The organism is Halorubrum saccharovorum DSM 1137 (assembly GCF_000337915.1).
Lineage (GTDB): Archaea > Halobacteriota > Halobacteria > Halobacteriales > Haloferacaceae > Halorubrum > Halorubrum saccharovorum.
The window spans coordinates 34,853-54,940 of the sequence record NZ_AOJE01000012.1 but is presented as its reverse complement, the minus strand read 5'-3'; the positions used below and the strand labels follow the sequence as shown (position 1 = coordinate 54,940).

Sequence of the window (20,088 nt, the reverse complement as noted above, 5' to 3'; positions counted from 1 at the left end):
CTTCAAAACCGCGCCGGACGGATCCGCGCACATGGCGCTCGAAAAGGACGTGGACTGTCCCTCGTGCGGAGAGGCTCAGTCGTTCTACCGGACCGCGGCGATGACCCTCCACCTCGGCGAGAAGACGAAGTGGCGCTGCCCGGAGTGCGGGTACGGCTACGTGGCGATCAACGGGATCGACACGCTGCCGGCCTGACGCTCGGCCGCCGCTTCGCCCCGCACCGCCCCGCACGCCCCGTTCCCGCGACCGAACCGCTCCTCCCCTCCCCGGTTTCTCCCCTCACTCGCCGCCGACCACGTCGGCCTCCAGCACCCCTACGCCGTCGACCTCCGTACGGACCGTGTCGCCGGCCTCGATCACGCCCGCGCCGGGCGTCCCTGTCGAGATGAGGTCGCCGCGCTCCAGCGTCATCACGCGCGAGTGGACGCCGACGAGCTCTTTGGGCGGGAACAGCATCCGGTCGACGGTGTTCTCCGCGACCGTTTCGCCGTTGATCACGGTCCGGACCGCCGTCCCCGCGAGCCGGTCGACGCTGACCGGGGCCGACACCCACGGCCCGACGACGAGGAACGTGTCGTAGCTCTTCGCCCGCGTGAGGAACCGCGGATTGCGCTGGAGCACGTCCTCGGCGGTCACGTCGATGACGGGGACGACCCCGGCGACCACCCTCCCGAACTCGCTCTCGTCGACGCCGGTGCAGGTCCGACCGATCACGAGCCCCAGCTCCGCCTCGGCCGTGACTCGAGAGGCCTCCTCGGTCGGCGGCAGCCGGATCGGACCGCCGGGCGCGGTCAGCGCCGTCGCCGGCCGCATGAAACTCGCGGGCTCCGCGGGCCGGACCGCGTCGAGGTCGTCCGCGTGGTCGGCGTAGTTGAGCCCGATCCCCCAGAGCTTCCCGGGGTCGAACGGGACGCCGAACGAGAGCCGCTCCGTCGGCGTCCGGGTCGCGGGGAGGTCATCGATCGAGGGTAGCACCGACCCCGCGAACGCCTCCGCTCCGCACGCCTCGCCGAGCGCGTCGTCGACCCCGTCGATCCCGGCAGCCCCGAGCGGGACGAAGCCGTCCCCGTCGCCGAGCAGCGGCCGTCCCTCGACGGTCCGGGCGAGCCTGGTCGTCTCTGCGCCGCCTGTCCCCGACGCCGAACCCGATGTGTCCCCCGTCATCACTCCTCCCGGTCCGTCCAGAAGTCGAAGCCGCGCCCCGGGGCGAACACGTCGAGGCCGACCGCGCGCTCGTCGGTCCGGTTCTCGACGCGGTGCGACTCCCACGCGTCGAGGTGCACCGAGTCGTACTGTTCCAACGCGACGGTCTCTTCCTCCGTGTGGACGACGAGCTCGCCCTCCAGACAGACGCACACCTGCTCGTTCTCGTGGTCGTGCATCGGCGAGGAGTGGCCCGCCGGCTTCTCGAACCACTCGAAGGAGAACCGGTCGCTGCCCGCCAGCGCGGCGCGCGCCCACCCGTCGTCCGGCTCGTACGTCTCCGCGTCGTCGAACGCGACGTGTTCCATGGGTCGTCCGTGGGCGCCCCGGATCAAATCGGTTCGGGTCGCGGCGGGACGGGCGGCTGGACGGGGCCCGCGGTTGATCCCGGCTCCCTACACCGCCGTCCCGACCAGCTCGATCAGGAGGGTCAGCGACGCGACCGACGCGACCGTCGTGACGAACACGTTCAGCGAGGCGAACTCGGCGTCGCCGCCGAGTTCGGTCGCGAACACGTACGTCGACACCGCCGTCGGCGTCCCGAGCATCACGACACCGGCGGTGAACGTCGCGGCGTTGACGCCGAGCAGCGAGAGGACGCCCCACGCGATGGCGGGCATACACGCCACCTTGAGCGCGACCACCGAGGCGGTCGCTCCGCGGTCGATCGTCGAGGAGTCGACCTGCAGGGTGGCGCCGACGCACAACAGCGCGAGCGGGAGCGCCAGCGACCCCACCCAGTCGAGGGCGGTCGCGGCCGCGGTCGGGACGCCGAGCTGGAACCCCCCGATCGCCATGCCGGCGACGAGCGCGATGAGGACGGGGTTGCCCGCGAGCGACTTGAGGTGTCGTCCCAGCGCGCCATCGGCGTTCGTCCCGTTCATCGACACCAACAGGATCACCGTCAGCGGCACCTGCACCAGCGCGCCGATCCCCAGGATGACGCTCGCGATCGCGGTCACCTCGGCGTCGAACGTCACGGCGACGAGCGGGACGCCGAGGTAGCCCAGGTTGGAGTGGTACGACTGGACGACCGCGACGCTGCGGCGGGCCGTCGGCGACCGGTTCCGGTGGACGACGGACGCGACGAGCGCGGTCCCGAGCAGCGCGGCGACGACGCCGACGAACAGCTCCCACGAGACCACGTCGCCGATCGACTGGTCGTAGGTCGCGACGAACACGAGCGCCGGGAGCGCGACGTAGTACGCGGTCTGGTTGAGCAGCTCCGTGCGGTCCGCGTCGAGGACGCCGACGCGCCGGAGTCCCGTTCCCGTGAGCAGCAGCGCGAGCAGCCCCGAGAGCCGGACGAGGACCTCCATCTACGCTGACCGTGGCGATCCCGCCGGTTGACGGTTGCGAAAGCGGGCGGGCGCGGGACGAGAAAGCGACGCGACGGCTACGGAAAATGACCCGCCGGCTACAGAAAGCGACGCGACGGCTACAGGTTCGAGCTCCCGCCCCCGCCGTCGATGACGATCGCCTGCCCGTTCACGTACCCGGACTTGGGCGAGGAGAGGAACGCGACGGTGTTCCCGAGCTCGATCGGGTCGCCGATGCGGTCGAGGGGGTTGTCCACCCAGTCGGCGAGCCCCTCCTCGTAGGAGTCGTACTCGCCGCGCTCGATCGCCTGATCGATCAGCTCCCGGATCCGGCTCGTCTCGTGGGAGCCGGGGAGCACCGCGTTCGCGCGCACGTCCGGGCCGAGCTCTTTCGAGAGCGTCTTCTCTAACCCGACGACGCTCATCCGCACCGAGTTCGAGAGCACCAGCCCGTCGATCGCCTCCTTCACCGACCGCGAGGCGACGGTGACGATGGTGCCGCCGTCGCCGTCGGCGAGGGGCTCGGCGCACTTCCGCGCGAGCCGGACGACGCTCATCACGAGCAGCTCGTACGCCTCCTCCCAGTCCTCGTCGTCGGTGTCGAGGAACGCGCCCGACGGCGGTCCCCCCGCGGACGTGACGAGGTGGTCGAGCCGGCCGAACTCGTCGAGCGTCGTCTCGACCAGCCGGTCGAGGTCGTCCGGGTCCGTGATGTCGCCCTCGACGGCGACGACGCTGGCGTCGCCGGCCGCCTCCGCTTCCAGGTCCGCCTTCGCCTCGGCGAGGCGGTCGGCGTCGCGGCCGTTGATGACCACGTTCGCGCCCTCGCGGACGAGCGCTTTGGCGGACGCGAAGCCGAGGCCGCTGCTCGATGCCGTCGTCAGCGCGACGTTCCCCTCGATGTCGAGATCCATACGGGTTCGATCGGCGCGACGTGGTTTAACCGTTGGCGACTCGGCTTGCGTCGCCGGCGAGAGCACCGTCGGGCGTCGCCGGCGGGATGTCGCCGACTCCCGCCCTGTCCGCCGGGAGGCTCATTACCCGCCCGTCCGAGTCGGGTGGCATGGACGCGACACGGCGACCGACTCCGGAGGTGCTCCCGCGTGGTCGGTGAGGCGCGCGACTCCGAGGGCGACGCGGGACCGCTCGACGGGCTCACCGTGCTCGACGCCTCGCGGGTGCTGGTGGGGCCGTTCTGCACCATGCAGCTCGGCGACCTCGGCGCCGAGGTGATCAAGGTCGAACGGCCGGGCGAGGGCGACCAGACGCGGACGTGGCGCCCGCCGGCCTTCGGCGAGGGCGACGACGCGCAGAGCGCCTACTACGCCAGCGTCAACCGCAACAAGCGCTCCGTCGAGCTGAACCTCGCGAGCGACGCGGGGCGGGCGGTGTTCCGCGACCTCGCCTGCGAGGCCGACGTGATCGTCGAGAACTTCCGGGTCGGCAAGATGGCCGACTGGGGCCTCGACTACCCGGACCTCGTCGAGGAGAACCCCGGACTGATCTACTGCGCGATCTCCGGGTACGGCGAGTGGGGGCCGGACCGCGACGAGCCCGCGTACGACATCATGATGCAGGCGCGCGGCGGCTTCATGTCGATCACGGGCGAGGAGGGCGGCGCGCCGGTCAGGATCGGGGTCGCGCTCGCCGACGTCGGCGCCGGGATGTACGCGACGCAGGCGATCCTCGCGGCGCTCTTGGAGCGCGAACTCGGCGACGGCGCGGGTCAGAAGATCGACGTGAGCCTGCTCGACGGACAGGCCGCGTGGACCAGCTACATGGCGGCGAACTACTTCGCGAGCGGCGAGCCGCCGGGACGGATGGGGAGCAAACACCCGAACATCACCCCGTATCAGGCGTTCGAGACGCGGGACGGGTACGTCGTCGTCGCCTGCGCGTCCGACGCGTTCTGGCCGCGGCTCTGCGAGGCGCTCGACCGGCCCGACCTGCTGGCCGACGAGCGGTTCGAGACCAACGAGAAGCGCGTGCGCAACCGGGACGCGCTCGACCCCGCGCTCGACGCCGCGTTCGCGGAGCTGACGACGGCGGAGGCCCTCGACCGGCTCGGCGAGCACGGTGTCCCCGCGAGTCCCGTCCGCGACATGGCCGAGGTGTTCGACGACCCGCAGCTGGCCGCGCGGGGGATGGTCGCCGAGTTCGACCACCCGACCGCCGGACCGATGCGAGTCCCGGGCTCGCCGATGCACTTCTCGCGGACGCCGACGACGGCTCGGCGGCATCCTCCCTCGCTGGGCGAGCACACGGAGGCCGTCCTCAGAGAGTACGGCTACGGCGACGGCGACCTCGCCGAGTTGAAAAATCGGGGCGCGATTCCGGACCGCTGACCGGTGGCCGAGCGCTCGGTCGTCCGATTGTCGGGCGCCGGGATTAGTCGTCGTCGTCGGGCGCCGGGATTAGTCGTCGGGCGCCGGGATTAGTCGTCGGGCGCCGGGATTAGTCGTCGGGCGCCGGGATTAGTCGTCGTCGTTGCCCTCGGCCGTGATCGGGTCGTTCTCGTCCTCGGTGAAGCCGGCCGACTCCTCCTGCCGCTTGCGCGCCTCGGGGTCGAACTCGGCCTCGATGTCCTGGTACCGCGGGACGAAGGAGAGCTCGTGGTGGCTCTCGGTCTCGTGGCCGATGTACCGCTCTTCGAGGTCGAACTGCGCCTCCTCGTCGTTCTGCGCGATGTTCTCGAAGTCCTCGTAGGCGGCGTGCGCGCCCGAGTGGAGCCCGTACAGCGTGATGAAGATGTACTGGTAGCCCAGGTCACCGAGCTCCTCGAACGTGAGCGGGTCCTCCTCGGCGCCCCACTCGAACGAGGAGGAGTAGTTGAACGCCAGGTCCAGGTCGGGGTGGGTCTCGTGGATCGTCTCGGCGTACTCGACCGCGTCCTCGCGCGACGGGTCGGGCATCTCGGGCCAGACGAGGTCGACGCCGGCGTCGGCGTAGATCCGGCCGCGTTCGAGGTGCTCCTCCCAGTCGCCGTTGGCGGAGCCGTACGCGTCGGTGCGAGCGATGATGACGGTGTCCTCGCTCTGCTTGGCGTCGACCGCGGCCTCGAACCGCGAGCGCGCCTCCTCGCGGGAGACGATCTGCTTGCCCGCGATGTGGCCGCAGCGCTTCGGCGAGGTCTGGTCCTCGATGTGGATCGCGGCGACGCCGGCCTTCTCGTACTCGCGGACCGCGCGCCGGACGTTGTGGACGCCGCCGTAGCCGGTGTCGCAGTCGGCGATGACGGGCAGGTTCGTCGCCTCGACCATGCGCTTGGCGTTCTCGACCATCTCGCTCATGGTGACCATCTCCAGGTCGGGGAAGCCGAACTGGCCGAGGACGGTCGAGTAACCGCTCATGTAGGCCGCGTCGAGCCCGGCCATCTCGGCGAGGCGGGCGTCGAGCGCGTGGTAGATCCCCGGCGCGAACGTGTAGTCCTGCTCCTCGAACAGCTCGCGGAGCCGGCGGCCGGCCGGGTTGTCGATATCTCTCGTGAAGACGTCGTCGTCGAGTTCGTTGGGATGCATTGATGTCACTCCGTGGTCGCGTCGTCGGTGAGTTGCTCGGTCCGCTCGGTCCGGTCAGTCGCGCGCCGCGTGAACGTCGTCGAGTCCGGTCGCGGTCCGCGCCCGGTCCCCGCCATGGGGACGGCGCTCATCGCGACCCCCCGTCGGTCCGCGGGCGACGCGTCGGTCGTAGGTCGGGGACCAGCGGCGCGTCCCGCTCGCCCTCGGCCGGCGGCGGACTCGGGCGCCGAGGCGTGTCGGTCGCGGTCGACCCGTCGGTCGTCGGACGTGTCGTCGGGACGATCGGGGCGCCCGCCTCTTCGGTGATCGGCGTGCGCCCGGGGATCGTCCGGGGAGAAGGATCGGCGCGGCGTCGATCGGTCTGCGTTCGATCGGTCGACGTTCGGTCGCTCTGCGTTCGATCAGCCGTTCGGGTCGTCCGGTTCGTCGGGTCGTCGGTGGGTGTGGTGTCGTCAGGTGTCGTCATCGGGTCGTGTGGGAGGTTGCGGCGGTCGTATAGTGATCGTGCTGTCGACGCGTCGGGGTGCTGCGTGTCCGCGTACGGATACTGTCATTGCACTCGGTAGGTGCGGGAGGTAGGTAATAAACATAATGATTGATAATGATAATATTCGTTAATGTGTATTACCCCTTTAATTGGCTCTTGGTAACGGGACACAATCCGCGTGCGGGAGACCGGAAAGCGACCCTGTGCCGGCGGGACCGATCCCTTATAATCCGTTCCGATACGATCCACCGATATCGTGAACGAGCGAGACGCGCTCCGGGCGCTCGCGGCCGACCTCCCGCACGCGGGCGACGACGCCGCGGTCGTGGACGGCACCGTGATCACGACCGACATGCTCCACGAGCGGACCGATTTCCCGCCCGGGACGACGCGATACACCGCCGGGTGGCGCGCGGTCGGCGCGTCGCTCTCGGACGTGGCGGCGATGGGGGCGAAGGCGACCGCGGCGGTCGCGGTGTACGCCGACGCCGCCTTCGACGACGAGAAACTCGACCGCTTCGTCGAAGGCGCGGTCGACGTCTGCGAGGCGGTCGACGCCGAGTACGTCGGCGGCGACCTCGACACCCACGACGAGTTCACCACGGCCTCGACCGCGATCGGCGACGCGTCCGACGCGGGCGTCGTCACGCGGGCGGGTGCGCGCCCCGGCGACGCGCTCTGCGTCACCGGCGAGTGGGGGCGGTCCGCGGCCGCGCTCCGGCTGTTCGAGCGGGGTGACGGGGGCGACGACGCGGTCGAGCGCGCCAACGGCCTCTTCCGGTTCACGCCCAGGGTCGCCGACGGGCTGGCGCTCGCGGACCGGGCGACCGCGATGATGGACTCCTCCGACGGGATCGCGCGCTCGCTCCACCAGCTCGCCGAGGCGAGCGAGGTCGGCTTCGAGCTGGACCCCGACCGCCTCCCGGTTCACCCCGCGGTCGACGCGGTCGCGGAGGGGCCGGCCGAGCGCTTCGAGCTGGCCGCGCACTTCGGCGAGGACTTCGAGCTCGTCTGCGCCGTCCCCGAGGAGGCGGTCGAGCCCGCCCGCGAGGCCTGTCCGGCCGGGCTGACCCGCGTGGGACGCGTCGTCGACGCCGCGGACGGGGTCACCGCCGACGGCGACCCGCTCCCCGACCGCGGGTACACGCACGGGTAGGGGTCGGACGGGAGGCGGTGGGACCCCTCAGTAGTGCCAGGGGTAGTCGCGAAATTCGGGCTCCCGCTTCTCTAAGAAGGCGTCGCGACCCTCCTGCGCCTCGTCGGTCATGTACGCTAGGCGGGTCGCCTCGCCCGCGAACACCTGCTGGCCGACCATCCCGTCGTCGGTCATGTTGAAGGCGTACTTCAGCATCCGCATCGCGGTCGGCGACTTCTTCGTCATCTCGTCGGCCCACTCGATCGCGACCTCTTCCAGCTCCGCGTGCGGGATCGCCTCGTTGACCATCCCCATGTCCGCGGCCTCCTCGGCGGAGTAGGTCTTCCCGCGGAAGAACACTTCGCGGGCCTTCTTCTGGCCGATCTGCTTCGCGAGGTAGGCGGAGCCGAACCCGCCGTCGAAGGAGGCCACGTCGGGGTCGGTCTGGAGAAACTTCCCGTGCTCCTCGCTGGCGAGGGTCAGATCGCAGACCACGTGCAGCGAGTGGCCGCCGCCGACCGCCCACCCCGGCACGACCGCGACCACGGGCTTGGGCATGAACCGGATCAGCCGCTGGACTTCGAGGATGTGGAGCCGACCCGCCCGGGCCTCCTTGACGAGCGGGTCGTCCTCGTCGCCCGCCTCGTCGCCGTCGCGGTACTCGTAGCCGGAGCCGCCGCGCACCGACTGGTCGCCGCCCGAGCAGAACGCCCAGCCGCCGTCATCGGGTGAGGGCCCGTTGCCCGTGAGCAGCACGCAGCCCACGTCCGCCTGCTTGCGCGCGTGGTCGAGCGCGGCGTACAGCTCGTCGACGGTGCCGGGCCGGAACGCGTTCCGGACCTCGGGGCGGTCGAACGCGATCCGGACGACCGGCACGTCGACGCCGCGGTGATAGGTGATGTCGTCGAACTCGTCCGTGACCGGTTCCCACGCGTCGGGGTCGAAGATCTCCGAGACCATACGCGCGTGTTGGCGGGCGGCCTCATAAACGACGGCGAGTCGGCGGCGGGCTGGTTGCGAGTCAGCGAGCAATCGAGATCCCCCGGCGATCGCACCGGCCGAACAAGCAATTATTGCGTTGAACACGGACGATGCTCTGAATGGGTAACGCTCCGTACAACGGTTACATGCGCATATATCGGGGGATCAGGCCTGTGTCGGTCGTCACCGGTACGTGCTCCAGTTGCTGGTGACGCGGGTGTATTCCGCGTACGACGCCTGTAGCTAATATGTACGAGCGAAGCGCAGGAGCCTCGCGGCGGTCCTTTCTCGCGGCCGCCGGCGGTGCTGCCACCGTCGGTCTCGCCGGCTGTCTCGACGGCGGCGACGGCGGCGACGGACTCGACGAACTGACGGTCGCGCACATGCCCATCTACCCCGACCTCCAGTGGTACGTGATGGAGGGCGAGGGGTACTTTTCGGAGATCGACGCCGAAATAAACGGCAGAGAGTTCACCGACGGTCCGGCGATCGTCCAGGCGTTCGCCGGCGGCGACATCGACGTCGCCATGTTCGGGATCGTGCCGGCGATGATCGTGATCGACAACGGCATCCCCGCACGGGTGACCGCGGCGAACATCCGCGAGCCGATGGGAATCATGGCCGAGTCCTCGTTCCACGACACCTTCGAGGAACACGGCGCGGACGCGTTCGCGATGTGGGAAGAAGAGCGGGGGCGTCCCTTCCGGTTCGGCACGTTCCCGCAGGGAAGCGTCCCCGACGTGCTGCTCCGCTATTGGCTCCGGGAGACCGGCGTCGACCCCGAGGCGAACGACAGCATCGAGATCCGAGAGATAAACGGCGCCAACGCCGTCTGGCAGGCGATCAACGGCGGCGACATCGACGGGACCTCCATCATGGAGCCGGTGCCGACGATCGCGCAGGAGGAGGGGTCGTCCGTCACGATGCTCCGGACGGCCGCCGAGATCCTCCCCGGTCAGCCGGCCGCGGTGACGCTGATGAGCGACGCGGTCCGGGACTCCCCGCTCGCGGCGCAGTTCCTCGAACAGCACGTCCGCGCGACCGAGTTCATCGGCGAGAGCCCGGACGCGACGGCCCAGCACGTCGAGTCGGGGATCGGGATGCCCGCCGACCGGGCGCGGACGGCGCTCGACTCGCCGCTGTCGAACTTCGTCACCGACCCCGCGTCCATCAGCGAGGCGACGCCGGTGTTCTCGGAGTTCGCGGCGAGCAACGGTCAGATCAGCGAACAGCTCACGAACGACCGGATCTTCGACTTCGACGTCTACGACTCGCTCTGATGGCCACCGACACCGGACGGGAGTTCGACGGAAGCGGACTGCAGGCGGGCCTCGGCCTCGACGACCCGCGGCGGCTGCTCCGGGGCTTCGCGGGGCTGGTCGGCTTCGTCGTGCTCTGGTACCTCGTCTCGCTCACGCAGCCGCCGATCGTGTTGCCGTCGCCGGTCGCGGTCGCGGCGGAGTTCCGCGGCCAGTTCCTCTCGGGGACGATGCCCGAGGCGCTGGCGTCGAGCATTCGGCACTGGGTCCCCGGGACGATCGCCGGCACGGGGCTCGGCGTGGGCGCCGGCGTCGCGCTCGCGTGGAGCGGCCTGCTCGACGACGTGACGGCCCCGCTGGTGCGGGTGCTCCGCCCCGTACCGCCGCTGGCGCTGATCGGGTTCGCGATCGCGTGGTTCGGCCTCAACCACGCCGGCGCGGCGTTCATCATCGCCGTCGGCGGGTTCTGGATCAACTTCTACGCGAGCTACGGCGCCGTCGAGGAGGTCTCCGACGACCTGATCGACGTGGGGCGGACGCTGGGCGTGCGCGGCGACCTCGACATGGTTCGGTCGGTCGTGCTTCCGGCGTCGTTGCCGGGGATCTTAACCGGGATCCGCACCGGACTCGGCCGGTGTTGGATGCTCGTGATCGCCGCCGAGATATTCTCCGTGCCGGGCATCGGTCGCGAGATTCTGCGCGCGAGTAACAACCTCCGCGTCGACCGGGCGATCGCGTACATCCTCGTGTTGAGCCTGATGTACCTCCTCGTCGACGTGGCGTTCCGCGCGGTCCAACGGCGGGTGTTAGCATGGCAGGCGTGAACCGCGGACCCGCGTCGGGGGACGAACTGGGAGACGATCCCGCCGGCGTCGTCGTCGACGCGGTCGGCAAGACGTACGACGACGGCGGCACCCCGGTCCGAGCGCTCGACGACGTGTCGTTCGCGGTCGAGTCGGGCGAGTTCGTCTGCGTCGTCGGCCCGTCCGGCTGCGGGAAGACGACGCTGTTCCGGATCATCGCCGGGCTCACCGAGGCCACGGACGGGGAGATCAGGGTCGCCGGCTCTCCCGTCACCGGCCCCACGACCGACATGGGCGTGGTCTTCCAGGAGTACCACCTGTTCCCGTGGCTCACCGTCGAGGAGAACGTCGGGTTCGGACTCGAACGGACCGACCGGTCCGCGGCCGAGCGCGAGCGGCGGGTCGACGAGATGCTCGATCTCGTCGGGCTCACCGAGTTCCGGGATTCGTACCCGAAGTCGCTCTCGGGCGGGATGAAACAGCGCGTCGCCATCGCGCGGTCGCTCGCGGTCGACCCCGAGCTCCTCTTGATGGACGAGCCGTTCGGCGCGGTCGACGCTCAGACCCGAGAGATGCTGCAGCGCGAGCTGCTCGACGTGTGGGCGTCGACCGGCAAGACCGCCCTGTTCGTCACTCACGACGTGGCCGAGGCGGTGACGCTCGCCGACCGGATCGTGGTGATGGCGTCCGAGCCCGGGCGCATCGCCGAAATCGTCGACGTCGACGTGTCGCGTCCGCGAGAGCGCGGCGACCCCGCCTTCGGGGAGCACGTCGCTCGCGTGCGGGATCTGATCGGCGCGCGGCCCTGAGGACAGTCGGCGCTCCCGTCTCCGCTCACTCCGTCTCTTCGTCGCCGTCGTCGCCGTCGTCGACGGCGGCGGCCAGCTCGTTGATGTGCGTTCGGAGCACCGATACCGTCGCGTCGGCGTCCGCGTACCCCTGGTCGTAGCTGTCCAGCGTGGACTCGGCCTCGTCGAGGAAGTGTTCGACCGCGACCCCAAGCGACTCGTCGCTCATGGCCGCCGGTTCGACCGCCGGGGGGTTATACCTCTCGGCGTCTCGCCGCGCGCGGTTCCGGTGGTATCGGTTCGGTCCGTTCCGGAGCTCCGGTCAGCGACGCCGCAGCGCGTAGGCCGCGTAGCCGACGGCGCCGAGCAGGCCGGCCGACAGCAGGCTCCCGAACACCGCCGGCGAGGCCCTGACGAACTCGCCGAACGGGTCGGTCAGCGCGAGCACGCCGACGATGAGCGCGAGGGAGATGAGGATGCCCACCGCGCCGAACGCCTTGAACGCCGCGTCGAGATCCAGTCCGCGCGATCCGGGTCCGGTGGAATGGCTCATACGCCCCCGTAGGGGTTCGAGGTATAAATGGACAGGACGGCGTTCTCACGGCGGGGGAACGCGACTGGCGGGTCCGTCGCGGACCGAGGCGTTAGTTCCCGTCCCCGCTCTCGGGGTGCCCCTCGACGATGGCGACGCCGGAGGAGGCGCCGATCCGGACCGCGCCGGCGTCGAACATCTCCATCGCCTCTTCGTAGGATCCGACGCCGCCGGACGCCTTCACCGGGAGGTACTCGCTCATCAGCTCCACGTCGGGGACCGTGGCGCCGCCGTCGGCGAACCCCGTGGAGGTCTTCACCATGTCGGCGTCGGCGTCGACCGCGGCCTCGCAGGCGCGGCGCTTCTCGTCGCCGGTCAGAAGGGCGGTCTCGATGATCACTTTCACCGGGACCGGCACCGCGGCGACCACGTCCGAGATCTCGGCGGCGACGGCGTCGTCCTCGCCCGCCTTGAGCCGGCCGACGTTGATCACGAGGTCGATCTCGTCGGCGCCGGCGTCCCACGCGGCGACCGCCTCGTCGCGCTTCGTCCCGGGTGCGTGCTGGCCGTGCGGGAACCCGATCACGGTCGCGATCGTCTCCGGGGCGTTCTCGTAGTCGGCCGCCTCCGGGAGGTAACAGGGCGGGATGCAGGCGTTCATCCCGTGGTCGGCGGCCCCGTCGAGCACCGTCTCCACGTCACCCCACGTCGTCTCCGGCCCGAGCACGGTGTGGTCGATGCTGGCGGCGAACTCGTCGCGGTCCATGCGCTCACGGTCGGGGTGGCGGGTAAAAGACGTACTGGGTCAGGGTCGGAAACGACGCCGCCCCGGACCGCCGAACGGTTGGATTCAAGTCCGCCGGAGGGGAACCCGGTGGTATGCAACCGGGAGATCGCGTCCGCGTCGACCGCGGGGACGTCACGAACGAGGGCGTACTGCTCCCCTCGACGACTCGCGACCACCTCGTCGTCAAGCTCGACGGGGGGTACAACGTCGGTATCGACCGCGACGAGGCCGACGTCGAAGTGCTCGAATCCGGCGCCCGCGACGTTGACGACGGCGCCGACGCGGGCGGCGGCGAGGCCTCCGAGATCACCTTCGACGAGGACCTCCCGACGGTCTCGCTCATCTCCACCGGCGGGACCATCGCCTCCACCGTCGACTACCGGACCGGCGCGGTCACCGCCCAGTTCGACGCCGAGGACGTGCTCCGGGCGGTTCCCGACCTGGCCGGGCGCGCGAACTACCGCGGGCGCGTCGTCGCCAACATCCTCTCGGAGAACATGGAGCCGGCCATCTGGCGGGAGCTCGCCGAGGCCGTGCGCGAGGAGATCGAGGCCGGCGCCGACGGCGTCGTCGTGATGCATGGCACCGACACGATGCAGTACTCCGCCTCCGCGCTCTCCTTCATGCTCGACTCGCCGGTCCCGATCGTGTTCACCGGGAGCCAGCGCTCGGCCGACCGCCCCTCCTCCGACAACGTGATGAACGCGGTGTGCGCGGTCGAGGCCGCGAAGGCCGACCACGCCGAGACGCTGGTCTGCATGCACGCGAGCCCCTCCGACGACGCCTGCGCGCTCCACCGCGGCACCCGCGTCCGGAAGAACCACACCTCCCGCCGCGACGCCTTCGAGACGGTCGGCGCCGAGCCCCTCGGTCGGATCGACTACGAGGCCGCAGCCGAGGCGGGCGCCGACGGCGACGCCGCGGACGACGCGATCGACTGGGTCCGCGAGCCGCTTCCGCGAGGACGCGAATCGGGCGGTGGCGACGGGGAGGGCGACGCCGACGAGTCCGACGTCTCCCTCGATCCGGACCTCGACGGCGACGTCGAACTCGTCAAGTTCACGCCCGGCATGGACCCGGCCGCGTGGGACTACCTCGACGACAAGGACGGCGTCGTCATCGAGGGGACCGGGCTCGGCCACGTCCACACCGACCTCATCCCGCGGATCGAGGCGCTGGTCGAGAGCGGCACCGTCGTCGCGATGACGAGCCAGTGTCTCGCGGGCCGCGTCTGCGACCGGGTGTACGACACCGGCCGCGACCTGCTCGACGCGGGCGTCGTCGAGGCGGGCGACACGCTCCCCGGCACCGCGAAGGTGAAGCTGATGTGGGCGCTCGCGAACCTGTCCGACCCCGCCGAGGCGATGGGCCGCGACCTCGCCGGCGAGCTGACCGAGGAGTCGCAGCCCTGGCGATGACGGGGGACGCGGGGGAGTCGACGCCGGCCTCAGACTCGGCGTCCGTCCCCGTCGTCCGCGAGGCCCGCCCCGCCGACGCCGACGCGGTCGCCGCGTTCGCGCGCGACACGTGGGGCCAGCGCCACGACGACTACGTCCCGCGCGTGTTCCCGGAGTGGGCCGCCTCCGACGACTCCGACAGCGGCACCTTCGTCGCGACGCTCTCGCCAGCGGCGGTCGCCGAGAGCGACGCGGTCGCGGGACGCGACGACCGCGACCCGGGCGACACTCTCGTCGAGGGCGACGGCGCGGGCGCGGCCGCCCCGGGCGAGCCGGAGGCGGTCGTCGGCTGCATCCAAGGCGTCCTGCTCACCGAGTGGGAGGCGTGGGGGCAGGGGATCCGCGTCGACCCGGCGGCCCGCGGGGCCGGGGTCGGCACCGCGCTCTCGGAGGCCGCGCTCGACTGGGCCCGCGACCGCGGCGCGGCGGTGTGTCGAAACATGGTATTCAAGAGGGGGTGGTGTTGTAAACACAGCAAAACACACCCTACCCTCCCGCCGTCGACAATACTGACGATGGTAGCCAGTTACGTAGGTTATATGGGGTCGGTAGCAGACCGCAACACGTCTAGATATATCCACCCACATATAGCGACCGCCCGAACACCACCGTTCTATTTATTTTAAAAATCTCAGAATGAGTCTATTTCTTTGGCGGCTCGGCGACAGCTACCGCAGTGTCGTCCGCGCACTTTCCCGCAAACTACAGCTACGGCTATTGAGTATTATAACGAAAGTGAAAAAAGACCGCTAACGACTTACGACCTTGACCGTATCTGACTCAGATACAGCCTGTTTATTTACACTTGCTCCACCACTAGGGCGGTTGATTTCACCATACTGACGGCGGAAGGATTGCTCGGATTCGTCCGTTGTCGCCCCCGCCAGCAACCCCACGGACTTGAGCGTATCAGAGACGCTAGTTTCGTCCGTTTCCAACACGTCGCTAATCTCGCTAATACTCAGACCTTCGACATAAAGAGCCGACAGTAGCAGAACGTTATTAGTCTCTACTATGCTGTCGGGGATTTTATAGCCCAGAATCTCGCTAATTACTTTGCGAGTCTCGGGCGGTTCACGGGCGTTAGCAAACAATTCCTGCGATTCAAGCCCATGTAACTCACTAGCACGCTCTAGACTATCAATCCACTTTCGAAGCATACCCTCCGTTCGGGCACCTGTAAGTTCTTTGACAGCATCTGACCACGACCCTACTAATTCGTGACTCAGTAGCTCACGAAGGAACGACCCATGTTGCGGATTAGCAAGGTCTTCCCTATCAGGATACTGCGAATACGATTCTCCGACTAGACAGCTACCCTCCTGATAACCGAGGGTATCCTCCACGAGGGTATTCCCGATTCTGTCGTCACGGTCTTCGAGGCGGTCACCCCCACGGTCACGGCACTGCGCCACTACATCTTTACTGATATTCATGTGTCACCTCCGTATGCCTCACTTGGAACAAGGGCAAGGACGTTCCCGTTCTCAATGTTAAGTAGGATGCTATTGTCGGAAATCTGAATGTCGGCAGTGTCGTTGTTTGATTCATAAGAAAACTGAGCAACTACGTAGGTCTGTGGTGACTCACTGGAAGGGTAGACGGCAGTGAAATACTCCCCATCATATTCGTTCCGCCCGCTTTTAACCGTCTCTACTTTGTCTAGAACGTCTATCCGTCGCTCTACAATCGTTAAATCAGTCATCGATATGCTCCGCTTCAAACACATCGATAAGTGTCGTAAGCACCAATTCGGCGTTATCTCGTCTACAGTGGGGTTTAATATCGTAGTGACCTATCTCAATACCCAGATTCGCTAGACGGGCGTACTGTTCTGAGTCGATTGGCACCGTAGTTGTCCGACGTGAAGGGGATATATCCGTCATTAGAGAACTACACCCCCGTTATCCGAGCCGCCACTGTCGTCTGCCATGAGATTTCGACAAGCCCGTTCAATGACGACGCCTCTCGGAACTTCCTCATCGAATAACGATTCCTTGGTCATATCAACAATATTCTTTTCTTGGTCTGAAAGCCTAACCCGATTGTCACGAACCATTGTTATGAGTATAAAGTGAGAGAAAAGACAGTGACCCTTAGAGGCGTACATTAAGAGATGAGAGCGCCGTTTCAGATACAGACAGACGACAAAACCCGCTTTTTGAAGTACCTGACTGTACGCCTTCGAGGTTCACTGACCCCTCATGTAAGTAGAAGTTGTAGTAAATTTCAGTCGGTCTAGTCGGTCAATACGTCCATATCGATTTCAGTCAATGGTGTTACTAGCAAGTGCGAAATTATTAATAATCTCCCGAGGCATATTAATAACTTGGTATAGCCGTCGCTTGTGCGCACGCGATACACAACCGCCAAGTTCCAGAAATATTATTAGGGCCTAAAAACGCCACAATTACAATTAGGAGGGGTTGAGAACGGTCGACAAAACCCGACAGTATTGTACGAACTACGAACGACCGTTAATATTGGCGGGCTTGAAGGCTGTATGAGCCTCACACCCTTTACTTCCCCGACTATTGATGTGAAACGACAACGACCGAGCCGATTCATAGTTCTTTTCACAGAAATCGACTGGACAGTGCCACGGGTTTTTTCGTTCTACGTCGGGAATGTCGAATTGGGTCACAATTATTATTAGGAACCCCACAAACTTAAACGTGTCGGTTGGTTGATACGTGGATGGTGACGGCTAGGAGATCTCATCCACATAGCCCCGACACTGCGGTACGTAGGTAGCTACCGATAGGGAAACACAACCTACGTGAATTACTCATGGTTATATTCTCCCCTCACGGTCTTTGCCCTCGACTTAGGCCGAGTAGCCTAGAAATAAGGGATGTAAACACAGACTGGATGAAAGCCATAGTTTACTATGGCTTGAAGGAAGGCTGTGTTGAAGACCGCATTTCCACTTACCTGCTGTTATTACTTACGTTAATATACAGCATAAATTACGCACGCGTAAGGAGCCGCCGATAAACGTGGATACGCTCAGACCGTCACAATCGGCTCACAATCGATCTTTGAGCGAAGATGATGGAAACCCACTTGGAAGGAAATCAAATAGATTCTAAGGCGACTGTGCGGCTCTCAGAGCATTCTGGTTGCGACTTGTTCGGTGGCTATCAGACTTGCCGTTCTTATCTGAGTCGTGACTTCCGAGATTATTACCGCCTGTAATCTTCTCAGCGGCTCGTCAGTAGATTTCTTGAGTCTGTAAGGGGTTTTGGTCGTGTTGTGGTAAAAATCGATTCTAAGCCGACTGTGCGGCTCTCAGAGAATCTACCAATTCTTACGATTCTTATCGATTAATTCGTCACTATCAGCGTTGATGTAACCTTTTGTGGTATCCACGGAACTATGCCCTAACCACTGTTTTAATGTGTAGATATCGGTTCCCGCTTCCCACCGCCTTGTAGCTCCCGACCGCCGTAGTGAATGGCCAGTAACGCGGTGAATCTCTTGCTCCACGGCGTTCGTAAACAGTACTTCTTGCAAATTGGCAGACTCGGCGGCGTTGTGGATTATTCGACCAATATGGAACGGTGATAAATGTTCCCGTTCGTTACTTAAGAAAAGATACTCTGAGTCGGGGGCTAATGCGTAAGCGTCTCTGTCTACCTCAAGCCACGGTCTGAGATAATTATCTAAGTCCCTTGTGTATGGAACGCGGCGTTTATTCCCGTTCTTAGCCACCTCAGACCGAATTGTGATTATTCTGTCGTCACGGTTTATGTCGCTGACTTTCAGGTAAGCCGCTTCTTTTCGACGTAGCATACCGTGATACATAACCTCAATAATCGCGGCGTTTCTAGTCACGGGAGAGGTAGCATTTTTTACAAGTTTCTCTACCTCATCGGTCGTTAACTTATCTTCATAATCTTTCCCCTCAAGAGATTTAGCCCGCTTTGTTCCGTCATTTTCCATGTCGGGGATCGTGGCTTTGCTAGCGGGGTTTTCCCAATTGAGAGGGTCGCTGTTTGATTCTCTCCGTGGGTCTGGAATACCTCTCCCACCGTCTGCAAGCTTTTCTGCCTCATCATAGAACACTGCGAGGGCGGAAATGTACACGTTCACTGTCTTATACGCATAATCTAAGTCGTCTGCTAGGTGCGATAGGAAATCTTCTATGTCAACCACTGTCGCGGCAAAGGGGTTGTTGATAGGTGCGTCGTCAGTGTCGCACCACTTGGCAAAGACTCGAATGTTTCCAGCATATCGATTTGCAGTGGAATCAGTCTTCCGTGAATGAACTTTGTCTATTACTTTCTCCACGTCTTTTGCGTGTTTGCAGTAATCTAGAGACATGCTTATTCCTCCTTGAAGTAGAGGGGGTTGCGACGTTTGACAGCCTTTCTCGCACCTTCAATGGGTATCTCCCTCCCGTTCCATGTGGCGGTAACAGTGCCGTCGTCTCCCGCTTCCCCTAGGTCTTTGAATGGCAGTCTCTTTACGGCGGGGTGACTTTCTGCTAGTTGGCCGAGCGCAACACTAGCAGTATCTACGTCTATATCCGTCCGTGCAGAGACAGCTTGTGCCGTTGTTGCTTGTGTAGGACCTACTGGAAGGTCGGCATAGACAGTGGTGATTGTCTCATCGGAGAGGGTTGTTTCACTAGCATACATGGCCGTTGTCGCTTCATCGATATCCTCACTAAGCCCTCCTACCTCCCCCTCAAGAGATTCAAGTGTATCTAATACCTCATTCAATTGGTGGTCACTAATACCACTGCCATTACCCATGTCACTAGTATACATTCCCGCTAGCTCCCGACTTACTGCGAGTTTGATAAGGTGTGAAACACTGTCGTATTCCCCAGATTGTTCGGCGGCTCGTTCCCATTCAGCCTTTTGTCGTGGTGTGTTGGCTCGCAGTGCGATAGTTGGTTTACCTCCGTCACCACGGTCGACAGTGGGTATTGGTTCTCCCATACTACCATGTCAATGAGCCACCGCCTTAGTTGTTTTGCTGTGAATAATTTGGAGTATATCTGGAACATGGTGTTCTCGTGGAACGTCATGGGGCTCGGGCAGTCGCGCGCGGTCGGCTTCGAGCCCGCGACGGAGTTCCGGTTCGCGGAGCCGGAGCCGACCGAAACGGACGCCGAGCCGGCCGACCCCTCTCTCGCCGACCCGGACCCGAACGCCGCGTGGGCGTTCTGGAGCGACAGCGACGCCCGCGACCACCTGCGCGGGCTCGCGCTCGACCCCGACGAGTCGTGGGCGTGCTCGGCGCTCACCCGCGAGCGACTCGCGACCGCGGCCGCCGAGGACCGACTGCTCGCGGTCACCGGCGAAAGCGCGCTCGGCGGGTTCGCGGTCCGGACGCGCGTGACGGAGCGCGAGGGAGACGGCGAGCCGACCCGGACCGCGACCTACGGCGTCGCCGCGTGGCGCGACGTCGACGCCGCCGGCGCGCTGTACGACGCGATCGCCGCGGACGCCGCCGCGGCCGACGCCGACGACGCCCGGGTGTTGATCCCCGAGACGGTCGAGCACGTGAGCGACACCGGAGCGAACCGGGTCCCGGTCGCGGCCGAACCCGACTTCGTGATGAGCGCGGACCTCACGGGCGGGGACCGATGAGCGCCTTCGGCGTCGCGCTCCCGTGGTCGCTCCCGCTCACGCTCGTGATCTACGGCGTCGTCGTCGCCGCCGCGCTGTGGATCTACCGCGACGCGAAGGCGCGCGGAAGCCGCTACGCGGCACTCTGGGCCCTCTCGACGCTCGTGTTCACGATCCTCCCGGTGCTCGCGTACCTCTACCTCCACCGCGACGCCGGACCGGCGCCGTGACCCGCA

At 65.8% G+C, this 20,088-nt stretch carries 23 protein-coding genes and 2 pseudogenes; 10 read left to right on the top strand and 15 right to left on the bottom strand.

Translation table 11 applies throughout. The features are described 5' to 3' along the window. The first annotated feature begins 31 nt into the window (after window positions 1-31). Window positions 32-196, top strand: a complete 165-nt coding sequence (locus C471_RS17595; RefSeq protein ID WP_004046809.1) for a DUF7838 family putative zinc beta-ribbon protein — start codon at window positions 32-34, stop codon at window positions 194-196. Between the two features lie 84 nt (window positions 197-280). On the opposite strand, the gene C471_RS04315 is transcribed toward C471_RS17595, so the two are convergent. From C471_RS04315 to C471_RS04300, 4 genes are all read right to left on the bottom strand, one after another. Continuing rightward, complete coding sequence (locus tag C471_RS04315) at window positions 281-1,165, bottom strand: fumarylacetoacetate hydrolase family protein (protein ID WP_004046805.1); 885 nt, start codon at window positions 1,163-1,165, stop codon at window positions 281-283. Then, entirely contained in the window at window positions 1,165-1,512 is a 348-nt protein-coding gene (locus C471_RS04310) for a cupin domain-containing protein (protein ID WP_004046804.1), read from the bottom strand. Before C471_RS04310 ends, C471_RS04315 begins: the two co-directional genes overlap by 1 nt. Window positions 1,513-1,599: 87 nt before the next feature. Beyond that, window positions 1,600-2,523 carry an AEC family transporter gene (locus tag C471_RS04305; RefSeq protein WP_004046803.1) on the bottom strand — a complete coding sequence of 308 codons (924 nt, stop codon included), beginning with the start codon at window positions 2,521-2,523 and terminating at the stop codon, window positions 1,600-1,602. Between the two features lie 119 nt (window positions 2,524-2,642). After that, window positions 2,643-3,437 (bottom strand): SDR family oxidoreductase, encoded by a 795-nt coding sequence (locus tag C471_RS04300; protein WP_004046802.1) that lies wholly within the window; start codon window positions 3,435-3,437, stop codon window positions 2,643-2,645. Window positions 3,438-3,626: 189 nt separating this feature from the next. Here C471_RS04300 and C471_RS04295 point away from each other — a divergent pair, with 189 nt between their 5' ends. Next, entirely contained in the window at window positions 3,627-4,868 is a 1,242-nt protein-coding gene (locus C471_RS04295) for a CaiB/BaiF CoA transferase family protein (RefSeq protein WP_004046801.1), read from the top strand. Window positions 4,869-4,997: 129 nt separating this feature from the next. On the opposite strand, the gene aceA is transcribed toward C471_RS04295, so the two are convergent. Genes aceA through C471_RS17945 form a run of 3 tightly spaced genes read right to left on the bottom strand, consistent with a single transcriptional unit; the run spans window position 4,998 to window position 6,507 of the window. Next, window positions 4,998-6,041, bottom strand: coding sequence for an isocitrate lyase (gene aceA, locus C471_RS04290; RefSeq protein ID WP_004046800.1), 1,044 nt, complete (start codon window positions 6,039-6,041; stop codon window positions 4,998-5,000). Between the two features lie 5 nt (window positions 6,042-6,046). After that, complete coding sequence (locus tag C471_RS18175) at window positions 6,047-6,172, bottom strand: hypothetical protein (RefSeq protein ID WP_275039931.1); 126 nt, start codon at window positions 6,170-6,172, stop codon at window positions 6,047-6,049. Then, entirely contained in the window at window positions 6,169-6,507 is a 339-nt protein-coding gene (locus tag C471_RS17945) for a hypothetical protein (protein ID WP_004046799.1), read from the bottom strand. Before C471_RS17945 ends, C471_RS18175 begins: the two co-directional genes overlap by 4 nt. A 277-nt stretch (window positions 6,508-6,784) precedes the next feature. On the opposite strand from C471_RS17945, the gene thiL reads away from it, so the two are divergent. Then, entirely contained in the window at window positions 6,785-7,684 is a 900-nt protein-coding gene (thiL, locus tag C471_RS04280; protein WP_004046798.1) for a thiamine-phosphate kinase, read from the top strand. A gap of 27 nt (window positions 7,685-7,711) precedes the next feature. On the opposite strand, the gene C471_RS04275 is transcribed toward thiL, so the two are convergent. Further along, window positions 7,712-8,623: a 1,4-dihydroxy-2-naphthoyl-CoA synthase gene (locus tag C471_RS04275; RefSeq protein ID WP_004046797.1), complete on the bottom strand. Its 912-nt coding sequence runs from the start codon at window positions 8,621-8,623 to the stop codon at window positions 7,712-7,714. Window positions 8,624-8,892: 269 nt separating this feature from the next. Between C471_RS04275 and C471_RS04270 the strand changes: the two genes are divergently transcribed. The 3 genes from C471_RS04270 to C471_RS04260 are packed head-to-tail and all read left to right on the top strand — an operon-like array spanning window position 8,893 to window position 11,515. Next, window positions 8,893-9,924 carry an ABC transporter substrate-binding protein gene (locus tag C471_RS04270; RefSeq protein WP_004046796.1) on the top strand — a complete coding sequence of 344 codons (1,032 nt, stop codon included), beginning with the start codon at window positions 8,893-8,895 and terminating at the stop codon, window positions 9,922-9,924. After that, entirely contained in the window at window positions 9,924-10,727 is an 804-nt protein-coding gene (locus tag C471_RS04265) for an ABC transporter permease (RefSeq protein WP_004046795.1), read from the top strand. Before C471_RS04270 ends, C471_RS04265 begins: the two co-directional genes overlap by 1 nt. Beyond that, complete coding sequence (locus C471_RS04260; protein ID WP_004046794.1) at window positions 10,715-11,515, top strand: ABC transporter ATP-binding protein; 801 nt, start codon at window positions 10,715-10,717, stop codon at window positions 11,513-11,515. The genes C471_RS04265 and C471_RS04260 overlap by 13 nt, the downstream gene beginning before the upstream one ends. 25 nt (window positions 11,516-11,540) lie before the next feature. Here the strand turns inward: C471_RS04260 and C471_RS04255 are convergent, their stop codons facing one another. The 3 genes from C471_RS04255 to deoC all read right to left on the bottom strand — a co-directional run bounded on the left by C471_RS04255 (window position 11,541) and on the right by deoC (window position 12,792). After that, the gene (locus C471_RS04255; RefSeq protein ID WP_004046793.1) at window positions 11,541-11,723 is read right to left on the bottom strand and encodes a hypothetical protein; all 183 of its coding nucleotides are present in this window, start codon (window positions 11,721-11,723) and stop codon (window positions 11,541-11,543) included. A gap of 93 nt (window positions 11,724-11,816) precedes the next feature. Continuing rightward, window positions 11,817-12,047: a hypothetical protein gene (locus C471_RS04250; protein ID WP_004046792.1), complete on the bottom strand. Its 231-nt coding sequence runs from the start codon at window positions 12,045-12,047 to the stop codon at window positions 11,817-11,819. 91 nt (window positions 12,048-12,138) lie between these two features. Next, window positions 12,139-12,792 (bottom strand): deoxyribose-phosphate aldolase, encoded by a 654-nt coding sequence (gene deoC, locus C471_RS04245; protein ID WP_004046791.1) that lies wholly within the window; start codon window positions 12,790-12,792, stop codon window positions 12,139-12,141. Between the two features lie 113 nt (window positions 12,793-12,905). On the opposite strand from deoC, the gene gatD reads away from it, so the two are divergent. Together gatD and C471_RS04235 are read left to right on the top strand one after the other, a co-directional pair. Continuing rightward, on the top strand, window positions 12,906-14,231 hold the full coding sequence (gene gatD / locus C471_RS04240; protein ID WP_004046790.1) for a Glu-tRNA(Gln) amidotransferase subunit GatD: 1,326 nt from the start codon (window positions 12,906-12,908) through the stop codon (window positions 14,229-14,231). Beyond that, window positions 14,228-14,719 (top strand): annotated as a pseudogene (locus C471_RS04235) (GNAT family N-acetyltransferase); the annotation flags it as partial. The gene gatD and the pseudogene C471_RS04235, both read left to right, overlap by 4 nt. A 300-nt stretch (window positions 14,720-15,019) precedes the next feature. Here C471_RS04235 and C471_RS16820 read toward each other — a convergent pair. The 4 genes from C471_RS16820 to C471_RS16810 all read right to left on the bottom strand — a co-directional run bounded on the left by C471_RS16820 (window position 15,020) and on the right by C471_RS16810 (window position 19,219). Beyond that, entirely contained in the window at window positions 15,020-15,706 is a 687-nt protein-coding gene (locus C471_RS16820) for a hypothetical protein (protein ID WP_152421809.1), read from the bottom strand. Beyond that, on the bottom strand, window positions 15,703-15,975 hold the full coding sequence (locus tag C471_RS16815) for a hypothetical protein (protein WP_152421808.1): 273 nt from the start codon (window positions 15,973-15,975) through the stop codon (window positions 15,703-15,705). The genes C471_RS16820 and C471_RS16815 overlap by 4 nt, the downstream gene beginning before the upstream one ends. A gap of 1,595 nt (window positions 15,976-17,570) precedes the next feature. Continuing rightward, on the bottom strand, window positions 17,571-18,596 hold the full coding sequence (locus tag C471_RS16185; protein WP_080505527.1) for a tyrosine-type recombinase/integrase: 1,026 nt from the start codon (window positions 18,594-18,596) through the stop codon (window positions 17,571-17,573). Window positions 18,597-18,598: 2 nt separating this feature from the next. Then, window positions 18,599-19,219, bottom strand: coding sequence for a hypothetical protein (locus C471_RS16810; protein WP_152421807.1), 621 nt, complete (start codon window positions 19,217-19,219; stop codon window positions 18,599-18,601). Window positions 19,220-19,282: 63 nt separating this feature from the next. Between C471_RS16810 and C471_RS04230 the strand changes: the two are divergent. Both C471_RS04230 and C471_RS04225 read left to right on the top strand, forming a co-directional pair. Beyond that, window positions 19,283-19,873, top strand: a pseudogene (locus C471_RS04230) (GNAT family N-acetyltransferase); the annotation flags it as partial. Beyond that, on the top strand, window positions 19,870-20,082 hold the full coding sequence (locus tag C471_RS04225; RefSeq protein ID WP_004046787.1) for a hypothetical protein: 213 nt from the start codon (window positions 19,870-19,872) through the stop codon (window positions 20,080-20,082). The pseudogene C471_RS04230 and the gene C471_RS04225, both read left to right, overlap by 4 nt. Window positions 20,083-20,088 lie beyond the last annotated feature (6 nt).